Origin of the sequence: Streptomyces tardus (genome assembly GCF_018101125.2) — a bacterium.
GTDB classification, from domain to species: domain Bacteria; phylum Actinomycetota; class Actinomycetes; order Streptomycetales; family Streptomycetaceae; genus Streptomyces; species Streptomyces tardus.
On record NZ_JAELVF020000001.1, the window covers coordinates 3739927 to 3759113 of the forward strand.

Consider the following 19187-nt stretch of genomic DNA (forward strand, 5'->3'; position numbering starts at 1 on the left):
TGATGAACCGCATGGCCCGTCGCGGAACCACCGCCTCGAAAGGCGCGACGGACGGTTACGTCGTCCCCGAACCGCACCCCTCGGGTGCCCGTCCGCCCGAGCTGCCCGCCGAGCTGGTGCCGGACCATGTGGCGATCGTGATGGACGGCAACGGCCGTTGGGCCAAGGAACGCGGGCTGCCTCGCACCGAGGGCCACAAGATGGGCGAGGCGGTCGTCCTCGACGTCCTCAAGGGCTGCCTGGAGCTGGGCGTCAAGAACCTCTCGCTCTACGCCTTCTCCACCGAGAACTGGAAGCGCTCGCCGGACGAGGTGCGCTTCCTGATGAACTTCAACCGGGACGTCATCCGCCGCCGCCGCGACGAGATGGACGCGATGGGCGTCCGCATCCGCTGGGTCGGCCGGATGCCCAGGCTCTGGAAGTCCGTGGTCAAGGAGCTCCAGGTGGCGCAGGAGCAGACCAAGCACAACACCGGGACGACGCTGTACTTCTGCGTCAACTACGGCGGTCGCGCGGAGATCGCCGACGCCGCCGCGGCGCTCGCCGCCGATGTGCGCGCGGGGCGCCTCAACCCGGACAAGGTCGACGAGAAGACCTTCGCGCGCTACCTCTACTACCCGGACATGCCGGACGTCGACCTCTTCGTGCGGCCCTCCGGCGAGCGGCGGACCTCCAACTACCTGCTCTGGCAGACCGCTTACGCCGAGATGGTCTTCCAGGACGTGCTCTGGCCGGACTTCGACCGACGCGATCTGTGGCGCGCGTGCGTGGAGTACGCCTCGCGCGACCGCCGCTTCGGCGGTGCGGTGCCGAACGAGGTGGCCCAGTCGGTGCAGCCCCGGGGCTGAGCGGCTGAGCCGAGCCCAGGGGCCCGTACGCCCCGTCGAGAAGGCGTACGCCCCGACCGGGCGGCGGTCGGCCCGGAGGTCGGTCCGGCCCGGAAGGCGCCCCCGGCCCGGGAGGCGCCCCCGGCCCGGACGTCGTCCTTGCGCCGGGGCACGGCGAAGGGGCCGGTGCGGACCCGAACTCGCGGTCCGCACCGGCCCCTTCGCCGTTGCGGCCGTCCGGGTCGCTCTCGAACGACCCGGACGGCCGGTGCTCAGCAGCCGATCAGACGACCGGCCAGGTAGCCCTCGATCTGGTCGAGCGAGACGCGCTCCTGCTTCATGGTGTCGCGCTCGCGCACGGTGACCGCGTTGTCGTCCAGGGTGTCGAAGTCGACGGTCACGCAGAACGGCGTGCCGATCTCGTCCTGGCGGCGGTAGCGGCGGCCGATCGCGCCGGCGTCGTCGAAGTCGACGTTCCAGTGCCGGCGCAGGGCCTGGGCCAGACCGCGTGCCTTCGGCGACAGCCGCTCGTTGCGGGAGAGCGGCAGTACGGCGACCTTCACCGGGGAGAGCCGCGGGTCGAGGCGAAGCACGTTGCGCTTCTCCAGCTTGCCCTTGGCGTTCGGCGCCTCGTCCTCGATGTAGGCGTCCAGCAGGAACGCCAGCATCGCGCGCCCCAGACCGGCCGCCGGCTCGATGACGTACGGGGTCCAGCGTTCGCCGGCCTCCTGGTCGAGGTAGGCCAGGTCGTGGCCGGACGCCTTGGAGTGCGAGGTGAGGTCGTAGTCCGTGCGGTTGGCGACGCCCTCCAGCTCGCCCCACTCGCTGCCGCCGAAGCTGAAGCGGTACTCGATGTCGGTGGTGCGCTTGGAGTAGTGGGAGAGCTTCTCCTTGGGGTGCTCGTACCAGCGGATGTTCGCCTCCTGGATACCGAGGTCGCGGTACCAGTTCCAGCGCTGCTCCATCCAGTACTCGTGCCACTGCTCGTCCTCGCCCGGCTTGACGAAGAACTCCATCTCCATCTGCTCGAACTCCCGGGTCCGGAAGATGAAGTTGCCCGGAGTGATCTCGTTCCGGAAGGACTTGCCCATCTGGGCGATGCCGAACGGCGGCTTCTTGCGCGAAGTCTGCTGCACCTGGGCGAAGTTGGTGAAGATGCCCTGGGCGGTCTCGGGACGCAGGTAGGCGACGGCGCCGGAGTCCTGGGTCGGGCCGAGGTGCGTGGACAGCAGGCCGGAGAACTGCTTGGGCTCGGTGAACGTGCCCTTGTTGCCGCAGTGCGGGCAGTTGATCTCGGTCAGGCCGTTCTCCGGGAGACGGCCGTGCTTGGCCTCGTACGCCTCCTCCAGGTGGTCCGCGCGGAACCGCTTGTGGCAGGAAGTGCACTCGGTGAGCGGATCGGTGAACGTGGCGACGTGCCCGGATGCCTGCCAGACCTCTGACGCCAGGATCACCGAGGAGTCGATGCCGACCACGTCCTCGCGGGAGGTGACCATCGAGCGCCACCACTGGCGCTTGATGTTCTCCTTCAGCTCCACCCCCAGCGGACCGTAGTCCCAGGCGGCGCGCTGGCCGCCGTAGATCTCACTGCAGGGGTAGACGAAGCCACGGCGCTTGCTGAGGCTGACGATGGTGTCGATCTTGTCGGCGGCCACGGTGCTCTCTTCAGTACGACGACGGAATACTCCAGATTACCGGCGTGTGAGGGGCGTGGACCAAATCGGTTCCGGGGGCGGTCCGTCGGGAAGGGGGGCCCGACCGGCAAAGTTGACAACCGTTTCCATTTGCGCTGAAAATGACTGTCATGAACGCTCGCCGCCGCCCTCTCATATCCGCCACGGTCGCCGGAGCAACGGCTCTCGGCGTCCTCTCCCTGACCGCTTGCGGGGAGGGAGGCAGCGGTACGACCGAGGATGGCAGGATGAGCGTGGTCGCCTCCTTCTATCCGATGCAGTTCCTCGCCGAGCGCATAGGCGGGGACCATGTCTCCGTCGAGACACTCACCGAGCCCGGCGTCGAGCCGCACGACCTGGAGCTGAACGCCAAGCAGACGGGCCGGTTGAGCGAGGCCGGCATGATCGTCTACCTCAAGGGGCTCCAGCCCGCCGTCGACGAGGCGATAGACCAGTCCGGCGCGGAGCACGTCGTCGAGGCGACCGAGCACACCAAGCTCTCCGAGTCCGGCGACGACCACGACCACGGCGGCGATCACGGCGATCACGACGATCACGGCGATCACGGCGATCACGGCGATCACGACGATCACGACGATCACGACGATCACGACCCCGGCGACGAGGAGCACGACGGGGGCGGCCACGAGGGCCACGACCACGGCCCGCTCGACCCGCACGTCTGGCTCGACCCGGTGAAGTACGCAGAGGTGGCCGAGGGCGTCGGCAAGGCCATGGCCGAGGCCGACCCGGACAACTCCGACGACTACGCCGACAACACCAGTGCGCTCGCGAAGGAACTCCGCACTCTGGACAAGGAGTTCAGCGACGGTCTGAAGAAGACCAGGACCAGCACCTTCGTCACGACCCACTCCGCCTTCGGCTACCTCGCCGACCGCTACGGGCTGGACGAGGAGTCCGTCGCGGGCCTGGACCCCGAGTCGGAGCCGAGCCCGGCCCGGATGAAGGAGCTGCACGGCATCGTGCGCGAGGAGAAGGTCAACACCGTCTTCTTCGAGCAGATCGCCAGCGACCGGACGGTCAAATCGCTCGCCGGCGACCTGAAGCTGAAGACGGACGTCCTCGACCCCGTCGAGGGGATCACCAAGGAGTCCAGGGGAAAGAACTACCTGGAGGTCATGCGCGCCAACCTCGCCGCGCTGCAGAAGGCGCTCGGCGCCGAATGAGCCGGCTCCCGAAGAGCCGCGAGACCCCGACAAGGAGGCAGCGATGAGTGCGACCGGCAACCCAGTGATGGCGCTGCGCGGTGTGTGCGCCGCGCTCGGCGCCCGCCCCGTGCTGCGCGGGATCGACCTCGAGGTGGTCGGCGGCGAGGTCGTCGCGCTCCTGGGGGCAAACGGCTCCGGGAAGTCCACCACGGTGCGCGCCGCAGTCGGGCAGGTGCCGCTGACCGGGGGCGAGTTGGAGCTCTTCGGCAAGCCGCTGCGCCGCTTCCGGCAGTGGCGCAGGGTCGGCTACGTACCGCAGCGGTCGACCGCCACCGCCGGGGTGCCCGCGACGGTGCGGGAGGTCGTCTCGGCGGGGCGTCTCGCACGGCGCGGACTGCGTCCGCTCGGGCGGGCCGACCGGACCGCGGTGGCCCGTGCGCTGGACCTCGTGGGCCTCGCGGACCGCGCCGGCGACTCCGTCGACGAGCTCTCCGGCGGCCAGCACCAGCGGGTGCTGATCGCCCGTGCGCTCGCCGGTGAACCCGAACTCCTGATCATGGACGAGCCGTTGGCCGGCGTCGACCTTGCCAGCCAGCAAATCCTCGCCGACGCGCTGAGCGAGGAGGTCTCCAGGGGCAGCTCGGTACTGCTGGTCCTGCACGAACTCGGCCCGCTCGCCCCGGTGATCGACCGCACGGTCGTCCTGCGCTCGGGACGCGTGGAGCGCGTGGAGCATCCCGAGCAGCTGCACGACCTGGCCTGCCATCCGCTGGACGCGGCGGGCCGGCTGCCGGGCGCCGCGGAGGCCCCCAAGATCGAGACGGGTCTGCTGACATGATCGAACTTCTCGACTACCCGTTCATGCAGCGTGCGCTGCTGGCCGCGCTGCTGGTGGGCATTGCTGCTCCGGCGGTCGGCATCTACCTGGTGCAGCGCCGGCAGGCCATCATGGGCGACGGAATCGGCCATGTGGCGCTGACCGGTGTGGCGCTCGGCTTCCTGCTGAGCAGCAACCCGGTGTGGACGGCCGTACTGGTCTCCTCGCTCGGCGCCGTCGCCATGGAGCTGGTCCGCTGGTACGGCAAGGCGCGCGGTGACATCGCGCTGGCGATGCTCTTCTACGGCGGCATGGCCGGCGGCGTGATGATCATCAACATGGCGCCGGGCGGTTCCACCGGAAAGCTGAACACCTTCCTCTTCGGCTCCATCACCACCGTCTCGGTGGAGGACCTCGGGGCGATCGTGGTCCTGTCGATGTTCGTCCTCGCGGTCTGCCTCGGGCTGCGGCGGCAGCTGTTCGCGGTCTGCCAGGACGAGGAGTTCGCCCGTGTCACCGGCCTTCCGGTGCGGCTGCTGAACCTGCTGCTCGCGGTCACCGCGGCGGTCACCGTGACGGTGTCGATGCGGGTAGTGGGACTGCTGCTGATCAGTGCGTTGATGGTGATCCCGGTCGCCGCCGCCCAGCAGGTCACCCGCGGGTTCGCGGCGACACTCGCGGCTTCGATCGGCGTCGGTGTGGCGGTCGCGCTCTCCGGGACGGTGGTCTCGTACCACGCCGACGTACCGCCGGGCGCGAGCATCGTGCTGCTGGCCATCGCGGTGTTCGCGCTGGTGACGCTGGCAGCCGTACCGTTGACCCGGCGCCGCGCCAGGATCGCGGCCCGGCAGGAGAGCGCCGAGCCGGCCGACGGAGTCGTGCTGGAGAAGACGGCGAGCGGGAGTACACCCAGCGCGCCGTGAGACGGGGGCCGTCGAGCGCCGCGCACCTGGCACAATGGCGCGTCCAGGCGAGCTTCAGCGCAGCGTTACGTGTCCGAAGGAGGCAATGGTGGCGACCGCAGGTCCCCCCGTCCGAGGCCGTGCGACCAAGCAGCGTGCCGCGGTGTCCGCGGCGCTGAGCGAGGTCGAGGAGTTCCGCAGCGCGCAGGAACTGCACGACATGCTCAAGCACCGCGGCGATTCGGTCGGTCTGACAACGGTCTACCGCACCCTGCAGTCGCTCGCGGACGCCGGCGAGGTCGATGTGCTGCGCACCGACGAGGGCGAGTCGGTCTACCGGCGCTGCAGCACCGACGACCACCACCACCATCTGGTCTGCCGCCGCTGCGGCCGAGCCGTCGAGGTCGAAGGGCCGGCCGTGGAGAAGTGGGCGGACTCCATCGCCTCCGAGCACGGTTTCGTCGAGGTCGCGCACACGGTGGAGATCTTCGGCACCTGCGGCGACTGCGCGAAGACCGAGGTCACGAAGCGCCGTCGCTGAGCCGTGCGCCGGGCCGTTCCCTGAGCCGTGCGCCGGGCCTCGCGCTGCGGCGCTGCCCGGGCGGGCGGGGTCGATCGGCGGTTGGGGGACAATGGGAGGTCGGCCCGTTTCGCGGGCCGCGACCGTCCACGCCGCCTCTTCCGCACCCCAGGACTCACGCCCCATGTCGCAGCAGCTCAGTATCGGCCCGCACACCGTTTCGCCGCCGGTCGTCCTCGCGCCGATGGCCGGGATCACCAACGCGCCGTTCCGTACGCTGTGCCGCGAGTTCAGCGGCGGCAGAGGGCTGTTCGTCAGCGAGATGATCACCACCAGGGCTTTGGTGGAGCGGAACGAGAAGACGATGCAGCTCGTCCACTTCGACGCCGGCGAGAGCCCCCGCTCCATTCAGCTCTACGGCGTCGACCCGGCCACCGTCGGCAAGGCCGCGCGGATGATCGCCGAGGAGGACCTGGCCGACCACATCGACCTCAACTTCGGTTGCCCGGTGCCGAAGGTCACCCGCAAGGGCGGCGGGTCGGCGCTTCCGTACAAGCGCAACCTGCTGCGCGACATCCTGCGGGAGGCCGTGGCGGGAGCGGGCGGGCTGCCGGTGACGATGAAGATGCGCAAAGGCATCGACGACGACCATCTGACCTACCTGGACGCCGGCCGCATCGCGGTGGCGGAGGGCGTCGACGCGATCGCCCTGCACGGCCGCACGGCGGCGCAGCACTACGGCGGCACCGCGGACTGGGACGCCATCGCGCGGCTCAAGGAGTCCGTGCCGGAGATCCCGGTCCTGGGCAACGGCGACATCTGGTCCGCCGCCGACGGAGTGCGGATGATGCGCGAGACCGGCTGCGACGGTGTCGTGGTGGGTCGGGGCTGCCTGGGGCGGCCGTGGCTCTTCGGCGACCTGGTGGCCGCATTCGACGGCCGGGGCGAGGCCGGTTACGCCCGGCCGACGCTGCGGGAGGTCGCCGACGTCATGGTCAGGCACGCACGGCTGCTGGGGGAGTGGCTGGGAGACGAGGCGCGCGGAGTGATCGACTTCCGCAAGCACGTCGCCTGGTACACCAAGGGGTTCTCGGTCGGATCGCAGATGCGCCGCAGGCTCGCGGTGTCGGGATCGCTGGACGAACTGCGCTCGCTGCTGGAGGAGTTGGACCTCGACCAGCAGTGGCCGAGCGGCGCCGACGGACCGCGGGGACGCACCTCGGGGCGCAACAGGGTGGTCCTGCCCGATGGTTGGCTGAAAGACCCCTACGAGCGCACGGCCGTCGCCGCCGACGCGGAGCTGGACACCTCCGGCGGCTGAGGCGGACGGACACGGAGAGTGATTTCCGCCGCAGCGTGAATGCTGCACTGCGTGCCAGGTGTGAGTCCCGGCTGTACCCGCTCTGTGTTCATCGGCGTCCGTCGGCGTCCGTCGGCGTCGGCCGTGGTGAGCCGGACCGGGTCCGGATGATGGGACTCAATGCCCGTCAAGAGGTGATTCTCGCCACGATTGATCAGGTATGCGCTCAGGTGAGCGCTCCTCTGGGAGTTATGGCTCTCCAACGAGCGGCACGGAGTGCCAGGCGGTTTGTCTGCGGGAAATGAAGATCGAAGTGGCTCTGCGTCGTCGAAGCCCGCGCCTCAGTGACGTCCCGCAGCGGTGAATTCAAGAATTGAAAACACCCTTCGCGTCGACTTGAACGAGCCTTTGCTTTCGATCTCCTGGCGGACGGGTGGTTCAGACCAGCTGACGTGCGGTTACCCGTGCTCGGCAGCCTTCGATCTGGGTACGCTCCCCGCCGTCAGGGCAGCCGTCCACGAGGAGACGAGTCCCGTGTCGGAAAACAAAGATCCACACGTAACCGCGAACGCACCGAAGTTCGTGTACGCCTTCACGGAGGGCAACAAGGAGCTGAAGGGCCTCCTCGGCGGGAAGGGAGCCAACCTCGCCGAGATGACCAATCTCGGCCTCCCTGTGCCCCCCGGTTTCACCATCACCACCGAGGCCTGCAAGGTCTACCTCGACTCCGGTGCGGAGCCCGTCGCTCTGCGCGAGGAGGTCGGTGCCCATCTCGACGCCCTGGAGCGGCGGATGGGCAAGCAACTCGGCCAGGCCGACGACCCGTTGCTGGTCTCGGTACGGTCCGGGGCGAAGTTCTCGATGCCGGGCATGATGGACACCGTTCTCAACATCGGTCTCTCCGACGAGTCCGTGGTGGGACTGGCCGGGCAGGCCGGCGACGAGCGGTTCGCCTGGGACTCCTACCGGCGACTGATCCAGATGTTCGGCAAGACCGTGCTCGGCGTCGACGGCGAGCTCTTCGAGGAGTCCCTGGAGGAGTCCAAGAGGGCCAAGGGCGTCGTCACGGACGTGGAGCTGGACGCCGCCGATCTGCGGTCCCTGGTCGAGGAGTTCAAGGGCATCGTCTCCAGGGAGACCGGCCGCGGATTTCCCCAGGACGCGCGCGAGCAGATGGACCTGGCGATCCGCGCGGTCTTCGACTCGTGGAACGGCGACCGCGCCAAGCTCTACCGGCGCCAGGAGCGCATCCCGCACGACCTCGGCACGGCCGTGAACGTCTGCTCGATGGTCTTCGGCAACCTCGGTCCGGACTCCGGCACCGGCGTCGCCTTCACCCGCGACCCGGCCAGCGGCCAGCAGGGCGTGTACGGCGACTACCTGCAGAACGCGCAGGGCGAGGACGTCGTCGCGGGCATCCGCAACACGGTCGCGCTCGCCGAGCTGGAGACGCTCGACAAGAAGTCCTACGACGAGCTGATGCAGATCATGGAGACGCTCGAAACGCACTACAAGGACCTGTGCGACATCGAGTTCACCATCGAGCGCGGCAAGCTGTGGATGCTCCAGACCCGAGTGGGCAAGCGGACCGCCGCGGCAGCGTTCCGGATCGCGACCCAGCTGGTGGACCAGGGGCTGATCGACGAGGCCGAGGCGCTCCAGCGCGTCAACGGCGCGCAGCTCGCCCAGCTGATGTTCCCGCGCTTCGACCTCGACGCCGAGGCCGAGCAGATCGGGCGCGGCATCGCCGCCTCGCCGGGCGCCGCTGTCGGCAAGGCGGTCTTCGACTCCTACACCGCGATCAAGTGGTCGCGTTCGGGCGAGAAGGTCATCCTGATCCGCCGGGAGACCAACCCCGACGATCTGGACGGGATGATCGCAGCCGAGGGCATCCTGACCTCGCGGGGCGGTAAGACCTCGCACGCCGCCGTGGTCGCCCGGGGCATGGGCAAGACCTGCGTCTGCGGCGCTGAGGACCTCGAAGTCGACACCAAGCGCAGGCAGTTGACCGCGCACGGCGCCGACGGCCGGGGCAGCCTCGTCATCGACGAGGGCGACGTCGTCTCCATCGACGGTTCCACCGGCAAGGTCTACCGCGGAGAGGTGCCGGTAGTGCCCTCGCCGGTGGTGGAGTTCTTCGAGGGCCGGGTGCACGCCGGCGCGGAGGACGCCGACGAGCTGGTCCAGGCCGTCCACCGGATCATGGCCTACTCGGACCGGGTCCGCCGGCTGCGGGTGCGGGCCAACGCCGACAACGCCGAGGACGCCTCCCGCGCACGCCGGTTCGGCGCGCAGGGCATCGGACTGTGCCGCACCGAGCACATGTTCCTCGGTGAACGGCGCGAGCTGGTCGAGCGGCTGATCCTCGCCGACGCCGAGCGGGAGCGGGAGGAGGCGCTGGCGGCACTGCTGCCGTTGCAGAAGGGCGACTTCAAGGAGCTCTTCGAGGCGATGGACGGACTCCCGGTCACTGTGCGGCTGTTGGACCCGCCGCTGCACGAGTTCCTGCCGGACATCACCGAGCTGTCCGTACGCGTGGCGCTGGCCGAGTCCCGCAAGGACCACAACGAGAACGATCTGCGGCTGCTCCAGGCCGTGCACCGGCTGCACGAGCAGAACCCGATGCTGGGTCTGCGGGGCGTACGGCTGGGTCTGGTCATCCCGGGCCTGTTCACCATGCAGGTGCGGGCGATCGCCGAGGCCGCGGCCGAGCGCAGGGCGGCCAAGGGCGACCCGCGTGCGGAGATCATGATTCCGCTGGTCGGGACCGTGCAGGAGCTGGAGATCGTTCGGGACGAGGCGGAGAAGGTCATCGCGGAGGTCGAGGAGGCCACCGGCGTCGACCTGAAACTGACCCTCGGCACCATGATCGAGCTGCCCAGGGCCGCGCTGACGGCGGGCCAGATCGCCGAGTCGGCGGACTTCTTCTCCTTCGGCACCAACGATCTGACGCAGACCGTCTGGGGCTTCAGCCGGGACGACGTGGAGGCGAGCTTCTTCACCGCCTACCTGGAGAAGGGGATTTTCGGGGTCTCCCCGTTCGAGACCATCGACAGGGACGGCGTCGGCAAGCTGGTCAAGGACGCGGTGGCGGACGGGCGGGCCACCCGGCCCGATCTGAAGCTCGGGGTCTGCGGCGAGCACGGGGGCGACCCCGAGTCGGTGCACTTCTTCCACGAGGTCGGTCTCGACTACGTCTCGTGCTCGCCCTTCCGCATCCCGGTCGCACGGCTGGAGGCCGGGCGGGCGGCGGCGCGCGGGTCGGCCTGACGGCCGCGGTCCGCGTCGTGGGGTGAAACCTCCGGGGCCGTTGCCGACACCCCGACCCTCGACGTCGGCGGTGGCCCCGGGTTGCAGAGGGCGGGTCGGTGGGCGCATGTGCGGTGCGCCCGCCGGCCCGTCTTCGGTGGTACGGGCCGGCGGGCCGGGGACGGGCGGGTGCGGCGTACGGCGTGGGCGGGAGCGCCCGTCGGTCAGCTGCGGAAGGGGCCGGTGACCTCGTACGTCAGCCCGCCCGACGAACTGCCGCTGGTGCCGCGCTGGCTGGAGAGGTAGAGCCTGGTGCCGTCCGGAGAGAACGCGGGACCGCAGATCTCCGAGCCGGACTGGTCCTCGATGCGCAGGAAGGGGGCGACCACGTCGTCCGGGGTGAGCAGGCAGATCTCCATGTTGCCGCCGTCCTCGGCGACGAAGAGGTCGCCCGAGGAGGATCCGGTGATGTTGTCGACGCCGGTGAGCGGTGCGTCGCCCTCCTCGACGAGGTCGGCGTCGTAGGTCAACTCGAAGGTGCTGTCTGCCGTGTTGAGGCGCCAGACGCGGTTGTCGCCCTTGGTGGTGAACCAGACGGTGTCGTTCGCGTAGTGGCAGCCCTCGCCGCCGTCGAAGTGCTTGGCGGCGCCGACCTGGTGGCGGGTCCGCACCACCGGTGCGTCCGGCTGGGGCACATCGGACCAGCCGAAGGTGCCGCTGGTGCCCGAACCGGCGGTGAGCACCTGGAGGGTGCCGGCGGACAGGTCGCCCCAACTGTCCGGCACGAAGCGGTAGAAGCAGCCGTCGCCCTCGTCCTCGGTGAGGTAGACGACCTCGCGCTGCGGGTCCGCTGCGGCGGCCTCGTGCTTGAAGCGGCCCATCGCGTCGCGGCGCACGGCTTCCCGCTCGCCCCGCGGGTCGGTCTCGTACACGAAGCCGCGGTCGACCTCCTCGCAGGAGAGCCAGGTGTCCCACGGGGTGGCGCCGCCGGCGCAGTTCTGGCGGGTGTCGGTGAGGACGGGGTACGCGTCGGTGACGGTGCCGTCCGCGTCGAAACGCAGTGCGCCGGCGCCGCCGCCGGGGTTGACCTCGCAGTTGGAGACGTAGATCCAGCCCTCGCCGTCCGCGAAGCAGGCACCGCCGTCGGGAGCCCGGTGCCAGGTGTACGACGTGCCGGGCACCACCTGGCCGGTGGACGCGAGCAGTCGGGAGGTGAAGCCCTCGGGGAGCCGGATGCCGTTGCTGTCGGCGGCGCCGAGCGGTCCGTACGGGCCGACCCCGGGCCGGGCGGGGGCCGCGTGGGCGGCTCCGCGCATCAGGGTCCCGCCGAAGGCCATGGCCGTGCCGCTGATCACCGCGCCGCGCAGAAAGGTACGACGTTCCACCTGAGGCCTCACCCGGGTCGTAGTGCTCCGGTGCCCAGCGGCGGCCGGAGGTCGTCCCTCGGAGGCTAGGACTTCCGGGTGGAGGGCGCTCCAACAACGAGTGAACCGGCCATGCCGTTGCTGGCATGGCCGGTTCACATCAGTGACTACCGGGGCCGGTGCGGCCCTGGTGGCGTCCTCAGAGGTTGACGCCGTTGCCGCGCAGGTACGCGATCGGGTCGATGTCCGAGCCGTAGCCCTGACCGCTGCGGACCTCGAAGTGCAGGTGCGGGCCCGTGCTGTTGCCGGTGGAACCGACGAGACCGATCTGCTGGCCACCGCTGACCTGCTGGCCGGAGCTGACCGACAGCGAGGAGAGGTGGGCGTACTGGCTGTAGCGACCGTCGTCGTGCTTGATGACGACCTCGTTGCCGTAGGAGCCGGACCAGCCGGCGGAGACCACGGTGCCGGTGGTGACGCTCTTGACCGGGGTGCCGGTCGAGGCGGAGAAGTCGGCGCCGGTGTGGTAACCGCTGGACCACATGCCACCGGAGGCCCGGTAGGGGGTGGAGAGGGCGGCGTCGACCGGGGAGGAGAAGCCCGAACCGGTCTGGGTGGTGGTCTGCTCGGCGGGCTTCTCGGCCTTGTCCTGCTTCGGCGCCTCCTGCTTCGGGGCGTCGGCCTTCGGGGCGTCGGCCTTCGGCTTGGCGGGGGCGTCCTGCGAGGTGCCGTCCACGGAAAGCTTCTGACCCGGGAAGATCAGGTCGGGGTTCTCGCCGACGGTCTCCTTGTTGCCCTCGTACAGGGACTCCCAGCCGCCGTCGACCTGCTTGGCGACCGCGATGTTGTGCAGGGTGTCACCGTCGATGACGGTGTACGAGGCAGCTCCGCTGTCCTTCTTCGGGGCGGGCTTCTCGGCCTTGGGAGTCTCGCCCTGGGGCTTCGGCTCCGGCTTGGCCTCGGCGGGAGCCTCCTTCTCGGGGGTCTCCTGCTTCTTCTCGCCGCCGGGGTTGATGTCCGGAGCACCGCTGCCGGAGGAGAGGCCGGCGCGGGCGCCGCAGACCGGCCAGGCACCCGGGCCCTGCATTTCGAGCAGCTTCTCGGCGGCGGCTATCTGCTGGTCCTTGGTGGCCAGGTCGGCACGCTCGGCGTACTGGGTGCCACCGGCGGCGGCCCAGCTGGACTGCTGGAACTGGAGGCCACCGAAGAAACCGTTTCCGGTGTTGATGGACCAGTTGCCGCCGCTCTCGCACTCGGCGACCTTGTCCCAGACGGAGACCGGGGCGGCACTCGCGGTGCTCGCTCCGACCATGGGCAGCGCGATCCCCGCACCACCGGCGGTGATGGCGAGGGAGACGCGGGTGACGTTGCGGGTAATACGGTTGATGCGCTGGCGGCGATGACGGCCACGAGACATAGAAGTTTCCTCTCCCACGCCTACGAGGTGAGCTGTCGGATTCGGGCTGGAGATGCCCGGCCACCGACCGGTACCAGTACGTACCGGGTGTGGCTTCACCCCAAGCCGGACGCAGCGAACTGCGGCGCGGCACTTACCTGGTTCCCCCGCTCCTGCCACTTCGTTTGGGCGCTTTCCCTCGAGCCGGGCGGCAGGACTCGGCGTTCCCGGCTGAGAGACCTCCACATGTGATGCGGTGGCGGGGGAACGGTAAACACAACGATTTCCCGCAGACAAGCAGCGAAGACCCCGATAACGGACGAGCGGAACGTCCATGACTCATTTCGGCGACTGTCCGCACTGGATCTCTGCCGCTGCGTGAGAACGGTGATCTTGTGTCGTACACGAACCGGCCTGATGAGCAGCCGAGTTGACGGCGTGTGGGGAAAAGTGCGCCGGAGTGCAATTGTACTTCCGCCGGGTTCTGTGAGTCCGGTCACGAGCTGAATGACGAAGCCCTCGTATCCCACTAATTCGGGCACGGGGTGGGTGAGTCGCTGTCAGCCCGCGCATGGCGACGACGGTTGTGATTGGCGTCGCTATGTCCGTTCTGGGTGATTGGTGACGCGAGGTGAACTGTCCGTCTTGTGGTTATTGGTGGCTTCTTCTGGTGAGTGGAGTCCGCGTTCGGCGTGACGGGGGTCGAGCGGAGGCGTTCAAGTCGGCCCTATCGGTCCTATCGGCCCTATCGGTCCTATCGGTCGTTCGTGGCGTCGCGCCGCTCGGGTGGTGGCGAGGGCTTCGGCGGCGACGGGCTGACCCCGGCCGGGCCCGGGGTGACCGCTTGCTCGTTTCGAACGTGCGCGTGGGCCGGGGCGGCTCCGGACGCGCCTGGGGGTGCGAGGTCGGGTGCGCCTGCGTCGTCGGAACCGGGTGCAGGTGCGGGTGTGGAATCGGAGCCGGGTGCGCCGGCGCGGCGGTGCGGGCGACAACCGGCTCTCGCGCGGGCGCACTTCTCGGCTCTGCCGGGTGGTGACGTGCCGGCTCTGCAGCGGGCGTACGTGCCGGCTGCCGCATGGGCGTACCGGCCGGGGTGCGCTCCCGGAGCGCGCGGGTGGGGCCGAGGGCGAGCCCGGGGACGACGACGGCGAGCGGCACCCGCAGACGCACCGGGTACCGCTCGCCGTTCGCCACCGCTTCTGTCTCCGTCCTGTCCGCCGGGGTGCGAGGTGGCTGTTTCCCTGCGGCCTCCGCCTCGAACCCGGGCGGAACGGTCGGCTCAGCGCGGCTGGGCGGCTGCTGTGAGCCGGTCCTCCCCGAGCCGGACCGGCAGCACGACCACGCTGTTGCCGACGAAACTGCCGCGCCGCGGCTCGACCTTCTCCGCCTCGGCCACGTCCAGGTCCGGGAAGCGCGTGAACAGCCGCTCCAGAGCGATCGTCGCCTCCATCCGGGCCAGCGGAGCGCCCAGGCAGTAGTGCGGGCCGTGGCCGAGGGAGAGGTTGCGGCTGTCCTCGCGGGTGACGTCGAAGGTGTCGGCCCGCTCGCCGTGCGCCCGCTCGTCGCGGCCGGCCGCCGCGTAACCCGCCAGCACCGGGGTGCCGCGCGGGATCACGGTGCCGCCGATCTCCAGGTCGCGGGTGGGGTAGCGGAAGGGGAAGTACGCCACCGGGGCGTCGTAGCGCAGCGTCTCCTCGACCACGTCCAGCCACGTCGCCTCGCCGCGCAGCACCAGCTCCAGCTGGTCGCGGTGGGCGCACAGTGCGCGGACGGCGTTGGTGACCAGGTTCAGCGTCGTCTCGTGCCCGGCGATGATCAACAGCAGCAGCGTGCCGATCAGTTCGCCCTCGCTGAGCCGGTCGCCGTCCTCTTCGCGGGCGGTGATCAGCGCGTTGGTGAGGTCGTCCTTCGGGTCGGCGAGCCGGGCCGCCGCGTGCTGGGCGAGCATCCCCACCATCTCCTTGTTGGAAGCGAGGACCTCCTCCGGAGTGATGCTGGTGCTCACTACGTGAGTGGTGAGCGAGTGCAGCTTGTCGGCGTTGCCGGGGTCGACGCCGAGCAGTTCGCAGATGACGCTCATCGGCAGCGGGAAGGCGAAGTTGCGGCGCAGGTCCGCGACTCCGTCGTTCGCGTCGGCCGCAGCGGCGAGGTTGTCCAGCAGCGAGCCCGTCAGCTCCTCGACCCGCGGACGCAGCGCCTCCACCCGGCGCTGGGTGAACGCCCGGCTGACCAGCGAGCGCAGCCGCCGGTGGTCGGCGCCGTCGGCGGTCGTCATCCCCGCCACCGTGGTGAAGGTGTGCAGCGGCCAGCCCTCGGGGATCCGGCCCTCCTGGAGCGCGGTGAAGTGCTCGGCGTTCTTGGCCACGTCCTCGTGGGTCAGGAACTCCTTGAGCTCCTCGTGCCCGAGCACCGCCATGCCCTCGACCTCGCCCGGCAGGATCACCTCGGCGACCGGGCCCTTGGCCAGCAACCTGGCGTTGGCCGCGTGCGGGCAGCCGCCCTGGGGGTCCATACGGTGTGGGGTGTTCATCGCGGCTCTCCTCGGTGGTGGGCGTGGGCGGGGCCCTGGGGACCGCCGCCCCACACGGGCTGGGCTGATTCCTGCGATCCGGCTCCGCCTCCGGAGGTGCCCGGGGCGGGCCGGTGGGTGGTGTCCGGCACCGAGAACCTGACCGGGAGCGCGGCGAGCCCCTTGGACCACGGGCTCTTGACCCACGCCAGATCGCTCTCGGCGACCGCCAGTTCCATGTCGGGCAGCCGGTGCCTGATGGTGTCGACGGCGGTCCTGGTGATCAGCCGCGCGGGATCCTGCGCGGGGCAGGTGTGCGGCCCCGCGCTGAACGCCAGGTGGGAGCGGTTGCCGATGACGGGGGTGCCGTGCGGCAGTACCTCCGGGTCGGCGTTGGCCGCTGCGAGGCCGAGAATGAGCATGTCGCCGGCGCGGATCTGCTGGCCGCCGAACTCCAGGTCGCGGGTGGCGTACCGGGCGGGAAAGTTCTGCGTCGGCGGGAAGCGCCACAGCACCAGGTCCAGCGCGTCGTCCACGGTCAGGTGGCCGCCGGCCAGCGAGGAGCGGAACTGCGGGTCGGTCAGCAGGATGCGCAGGGTGGTGGCGATCCAGTTGGTGGTGGTCTGGTTGCCCGCCACGAACATGACCGTCATGTTGTGCAGCACTTCTTCGTCGGTCAGCCGCGCGGGGTGGTTGAGCAGCGCGGAGGTGACGTCGGGGCCGGGCCGGCGCCGCTTCTCCTCGATCAGGGTGAGCAGGATCTTGGCCATCCGCTGGCTGGCGTTGGCCGAGTCCGCGTTGGCCACGACCAGTCCCGCGATGGCCTGCACCAGCTGGAGCGCGGTGCGCTCGTCCAGGCCGAGCAGCTGGGTGATGACCTGCATGGGCAGTTTGCGCGCGTAGTGGGGTACGAGGTCGGCCTCCCGGCGCTCGACGAATCCGTCGATCAGCCGGTCGCAGGTGGCCTGTACGGTGCGGCGCAGCTCGTGCCCGTTGATCCGGGTGAGCGCGTCGGAGACCGCGCTGCGCATCCTGCGGTGCTGCTGGCCGTCGAGGAAGAGCAGCGCGGGGCGCCAGCCCACCATCGGCATGATGGGGGAGTCGGGCGGGATGCGCCCCTCGCGCAGCAGCGTCCAGCGGCGGGGGTCGTGGCTGAAGTCCTGTTCGTCCCTGGTGAGTCGGAGCAGTTCGCGGTGGCCGAGCACCAGCCACGCCTCCACCCCGGGCGCCATCGTCACCGGGGCCACCGGCCCGTGGGTGCGGCGCAGCTCCTCGTACAGCTCGGGCATGTCGTCGCCGCCCAGGTGCGGACCGTAGAGCGGGGTCGCGGGGCAGCGGGCGTGCCGGCCGCCCTGGGGGGCGGTCCACTGAGGGGGCGGGCTCGTCATGGCGACTCCGTGGCGGACTCGATGAGGTGGCGCACGAGAGCGATCAGGGCCTGCACCGAGGAAGTGTGGTCCCGTGCGTCGCAGTTGACCACCGGCGTGTGGGGGAGCAGGTCGAGGGCGTCGTGGAGATCCTCGTACGCGTGCAGGGGGCTGTTGGGGAAGTGGTTGACGGCGACCGCGAACGGCAGGTCCAGATCCTCCAGATGACCCAGCGCGTCGAAGGAGGCCTCCAGGTCTCGGGTGTCGATGAGCGCGAGCGCGCCGAGGGCGCCCTTGGCCAGGTCTCGCCAAGCGGGCAGGAACCGCTGCTGGCCGGGGGTGCCGAAGAGGTAGAGGACAAGCTCGTCGCCGAGCGTCATCCGCCCGAAGTCGAGTGCCACCGTGGTGGTCTTCTTGTGCGGGGCCGCGGTGTCCACCCGGGCGCCCGCCTTGGTCATGGTCGCCTCGGTGGAGAGCGGCCTGATCTCGGAGACCGTGCCGATCAGCGTGGTCTTGCCGACTCCCAGCGGCCCGACGACGAGGATCTTCGCCGCACCGGTGACGGTGGGGCGGACGTACTGCTCGGCGGTCGGAGCGGCGGTGTGCGCCGGGCCGGGGTACGCGGCGTGCCGGCCCTCCGGGTGCTCGGCGGACCGCTCGGCGAGCGGGTCGGACGGTGCTGTGCGGGACATTGCGGCGGCCTCCGGTGCCGGTGCGGCGGGACGGTTCCGGGGCGCGGGTTCGGTCCGTGAGCCGGGGGCGCCGGAGCGGCCGTCGCCCGGGGTGTCACAGGCGGCTTTCGAGCCCATCGAGAACCTTTCTCAGCAGCACTACATCGTTGCGGGCGGTGGGAGCGGCGGGCGGTCGCACCAGCGCGAGCCCCCACTCCACCAGGTCGGCGAGCAACACCTGTACGACGGAAGGGGGTTGGCCCAGGTGGGCCGACACCTCGGCGACGGAGAGCATGCCCTGGCAGTGCCGCAGGATCCTGCGGTACTCGGGTTGCAGCGTCGGCGGGGGCGGCACCTCGGAAGCCGTCACCAACGACTCCCAGGGCAGCACCTCACCCTTCGTCCCCGCCCGGCCGCCGGTGATGACGTACGGGCGGACGGCGGAGCTCGTCTGCTCATCCCAGCCGCTCATGACGACTGCGGTAGCGCATCCCGGGGCTCACTGCTCAGATGGCTGCCTATCTTCGCCACCAGCAACTGCATCTGCTGCGCCACCAGCGCCACATCGGCCTCCAGGTCGGTGGCCACGCCCAGGTGCGCGCCGACCCCGGCGGAGGTGAAGAGGACGAATCCGTACTCGGACTCCAGCATCAACTGCCGTACGCCCGCGCCCTCTCCGAAGAGCAGCCCCACCGTGGAGCGTCCGGTCATCGTCATGGCCGCGCAGGCCGCGGAGAGCGACTCGGCCTCCGCGACGCTCAGATCGGCGACCGAGCCGGTCAGCCCCTGCGCCGAGGCGTGCCCCAGCCGGAGTCCGTCCTCGGACACGACCACCGCGTGTCTCACGCCGGGTATCTCGGTCAGCGGGCGCAGCATCCAGCCCAGATCGGGAAGCCGGGTAATGATTCCGCTCACGGTTGGTCTCCGTAGGGGTGCGGGGAGTGGTCAGGGAGGGGAGGGTGCGGGTTCGGTGGGACCCTCGGTGCCGTACTTCGCCGGGAGAGCGGTGCGTAGGGATCGGGGGGCGACTGCTGCGGCGGCTCGCTCTCCGGGCGGTGCGGGATCTGCGGGGGCTGGGCCGGCCGGTTCCGCCCGGCGGTGCGGCTCTCGGGCACCGCGAGCTCGCCGCCGCGGGGCTCCGCCAGCTCGGCGCGACCGCGCCGGGTGCCGGAGAGCACGCTGGCCACCGAGGCACGGGCGGCCTCCGGGGTCCAGTCGTCCTGCGGCGGTGGCGGCTGCGGCGGACCGAAGGCGTCGAACGCGCTGCTCGGCCTGGGCATGCGGCCGGGCACCGGGCGCGGCTCCGAACCGGGCTCCCGGCGTCGGCTGCGGCGGACAGACGCTGCACGCGGTGCCCCCGGCGGCTCGTCGCTCGGCGGTCGTCACGAGGAGCCGGCGCGCGAGCGGGCCGGCACCCACCCGC

General features: G+C 70.4%; 16 protein-coding genes and 1 riboswitch. Of the genes, 7 read left to right on the forward strand and 9 right to left on the reverse strand.

The genetic code is table 11. The features are described 5' to 3' along the window. The first annotated feature begins 11 nt into the window (after positions 1-11). Positions 12-848 carry an isoprenyl transferase gene (locus tag JGS22_RS15960; RefSeq protein ID WP_211041219.1) on the forward strand — a complete coding sequence of 279 codons (837 nt, stop codon included), beginning with the start codon at positions 12-14 and terminating at the stop codon, positions 846-848. A 251-nt stretch (positions 849-1099) separates the two neighbouring features. On the opposite strand, the gene JGS22_RS15965 is transcribed toward JGS22_RS15960, so the two are convergent. Further along, positions 1100-2482: a glycine--tRNA ligase gene (locus JGS22_RS15965; protein ID WP_211041218.1), complete on the reverse strand. Its 1383-nt coding sequence runs from the start codon at positions 2480-2482 to the stop codon at positions 1100-1102. Between the two features lie 140 nt (positions 2483-2622). Here JGS22_RS15965 and JGS22_RS15970 point away from each other — a divergent pair, with 140 nt between their 5' ends. The 6 genes from JGS22_RS15970 (at position 2623) to ppdK (ending at position 10478) form a co-directional block, all read left to right on the forward strand. Next, positions 2623-3687: a metal ABC transporter substrate-binding protein gene (locus JGS22_RS15970; RefSeq protein ID WP_372454259.1), complete on the forward strand. Its 1065-nt coding sequence runs from the start codon at positions 2623-2625 to the stop codon at positions 3685-3687. Between the two features lie 43 nt (positions 3688-3730). Then, positions 3731-4507 carry a metal ABC transporter ATP-binding protein gene (locus JGS22_RS15975; protein ID WP_211041216.1) on the forward strand — a complete coding sequence of 259 codons (777 nt, stop codon included), beginning with the start codon at positions 3731-3733 and terminating at the stop codon, positions 4505-4507. After that, the gene (locus JGS22_RS15980; protein ID WP_211041215.1) at positions 4504-5409 is read left to right on the forward strand and encodes a metal ABC transporter permease; all 906 of its coding nucleotides are present in this window, start codon (positions 4504-4506) and stop codon (positions 5407-5409) included. The genes JGS22_RS15975 and JGS22_RS15980 overlap by 4 nt, the downstream gene beginning before the upstream one ends. An 88-nt stretch (positions 5410-5497) precedes the next feature. Then, positions 5498-5929, forward strand: a complete 432-nt coding sequence (locus JGS22_RS15985) for a Fur family transcriptional regulator (protein ID WP_308405695.1) — start codon at positions 5498-5500, stop codon at positions 5927-5929. Between the two features lie 163 nt (positions 5930-6092). Further along, the gene (dusB, locus tag JGS22_RS15990) at positions 6093-7229 is read left to right on the forward strand and encodes a tRNA dihydrouridine synthase DusB (protein ID WP_211041213.1); all 1137 of its coding nucleotides are present in this window, start codon (positions 6093-6095) and stop codon (positions 7227-7229) included. Positions 7230-7742: 513 nt separating this feature from the next. After that, complete coding sequence (gene ppdK, locus JGS22_RS15995) at positions 7743-10478, forward strand: pyruvate, phosphate dikinase (RefSeq protein WP_211041212.1); 2736 nt, start codon at positions 7743-7745, stop codon at positions 10476-10478. 203 nt (positions 10479-10681) lie between these two features. Here ppdK and JGS22_RS16000 read toward each other — a convergent pair whose 3' ends face one another. The 8 genes from JGS22_RS16000 to JGS22_RS16035 all read right to left on the reverse strand — a co-directional run bounded on the left by JGS22_RS16000 (position 10682) and on the right by JGS22_RS16035 (position 19044). After that, on the reverse strand, positions 10682-11842 hold the full coding sequence (locus tag JGS22_RS16000) for an alkaline phosphatase PhoX (protein WP_211041211.1): 1161 nt from the start codon (positions 11840-11842) through the stop codon (positions 10682-10684). Between the two features lie 178 nt (positions 11843-12020). Continuing rightward, on the reverse strand, positions 12021-13238 hold the full coding sequence (locus JGS22_RS16005; protein WP_211041210.1) for a peptidoglycan DD-metalloendopeptidase family protein: 1218 nt from the start codon (positions 13236-13238) through the stop codon (positions 12021-12023). A gap of 2 nt (positions 13239-13240) precedes the next feature. Next, a riboswitch (cyclic di-AMP (ydaO/yuaA leader) is annotated at positions 13241-13419 on the reverse strand. Between the two features lie 1077 nt (positions 13420-14496). After that, on the reverse strand, positions 14497-15747 hold the full coding sequence (locus JGS22_RS16010; protein ID WP_236073170.1) for a cytochrome P450 family protein: 1251 nt from the start codon (positions 15745-15747) through the stop codon (positions 14497-14499). Beyond that, on the reverse strand, positions 15744-17114 hold the full coding sequence (locus tag JGS22_RS16015) for a cytochrome P450 (RefSeq protein ID WP_236073171.1): 1371 nt from the start codon (positions 17112-17114) through the stop codon (positions 15744-15746). The genes JGS22_RS16010 and JGS22_RS16015 overlap by 4 nt, the downstream gene beginning before the upstream one ends. Further along, a complete protein-coding gene (locus JGS22_RS16020; RefSeq protein WP_211041209.1) occupies positions 17111-17785 on the reverse strand; it encodes a GTP-binding protein in 675 nt (224 codons plus the stop codon). Before JGS22_RS16020 ends, JGS22_RS16015 begins: the two co-directional genes overlap by 4 nt. Positions 17786-17879: 94 nt before the next feature. After that, complete coding sequence (locus JGS22_RS16025; RefSeq protein ID WP_211041208.1) at positions 17880-18236, reverse strand: DUF742 domain-containing protein; 357 nt, start codon at positions 18234-18236, stop codon at positions 17880-17882. Then, the gene (locus tag JGS22_RS16030) at positions 18233-18679 is read right to left on the reverse strand and encodes a roadblock/LC7 domain-containing protein (RefSeq protein ID WP_211041207.1); all 447 of its coding nucleotides are present in this window, start codon (positions 18677-18679) and stop codon (positions 18233-18235) included. Before JGS22_RS16030 ends, JGS22_RS16025 begins: the two co-directional genes overlap by 4 nt. Further along, complete coding sequence (locus JGS22_RS16035; RefSeq protein WP_216815013.1) at positions 18676-19044, reverse strand: hypothetical protein; 369 nt, start codon at positions 19042-19044, stop codon at positions 18676-18678. Before JGS22_RS16035 ends, JGS22_RS16030 begins: the two co-directional genes overlap by 4 nt. Positions 19045-19187: the final 143 nt, after the last annotated feature.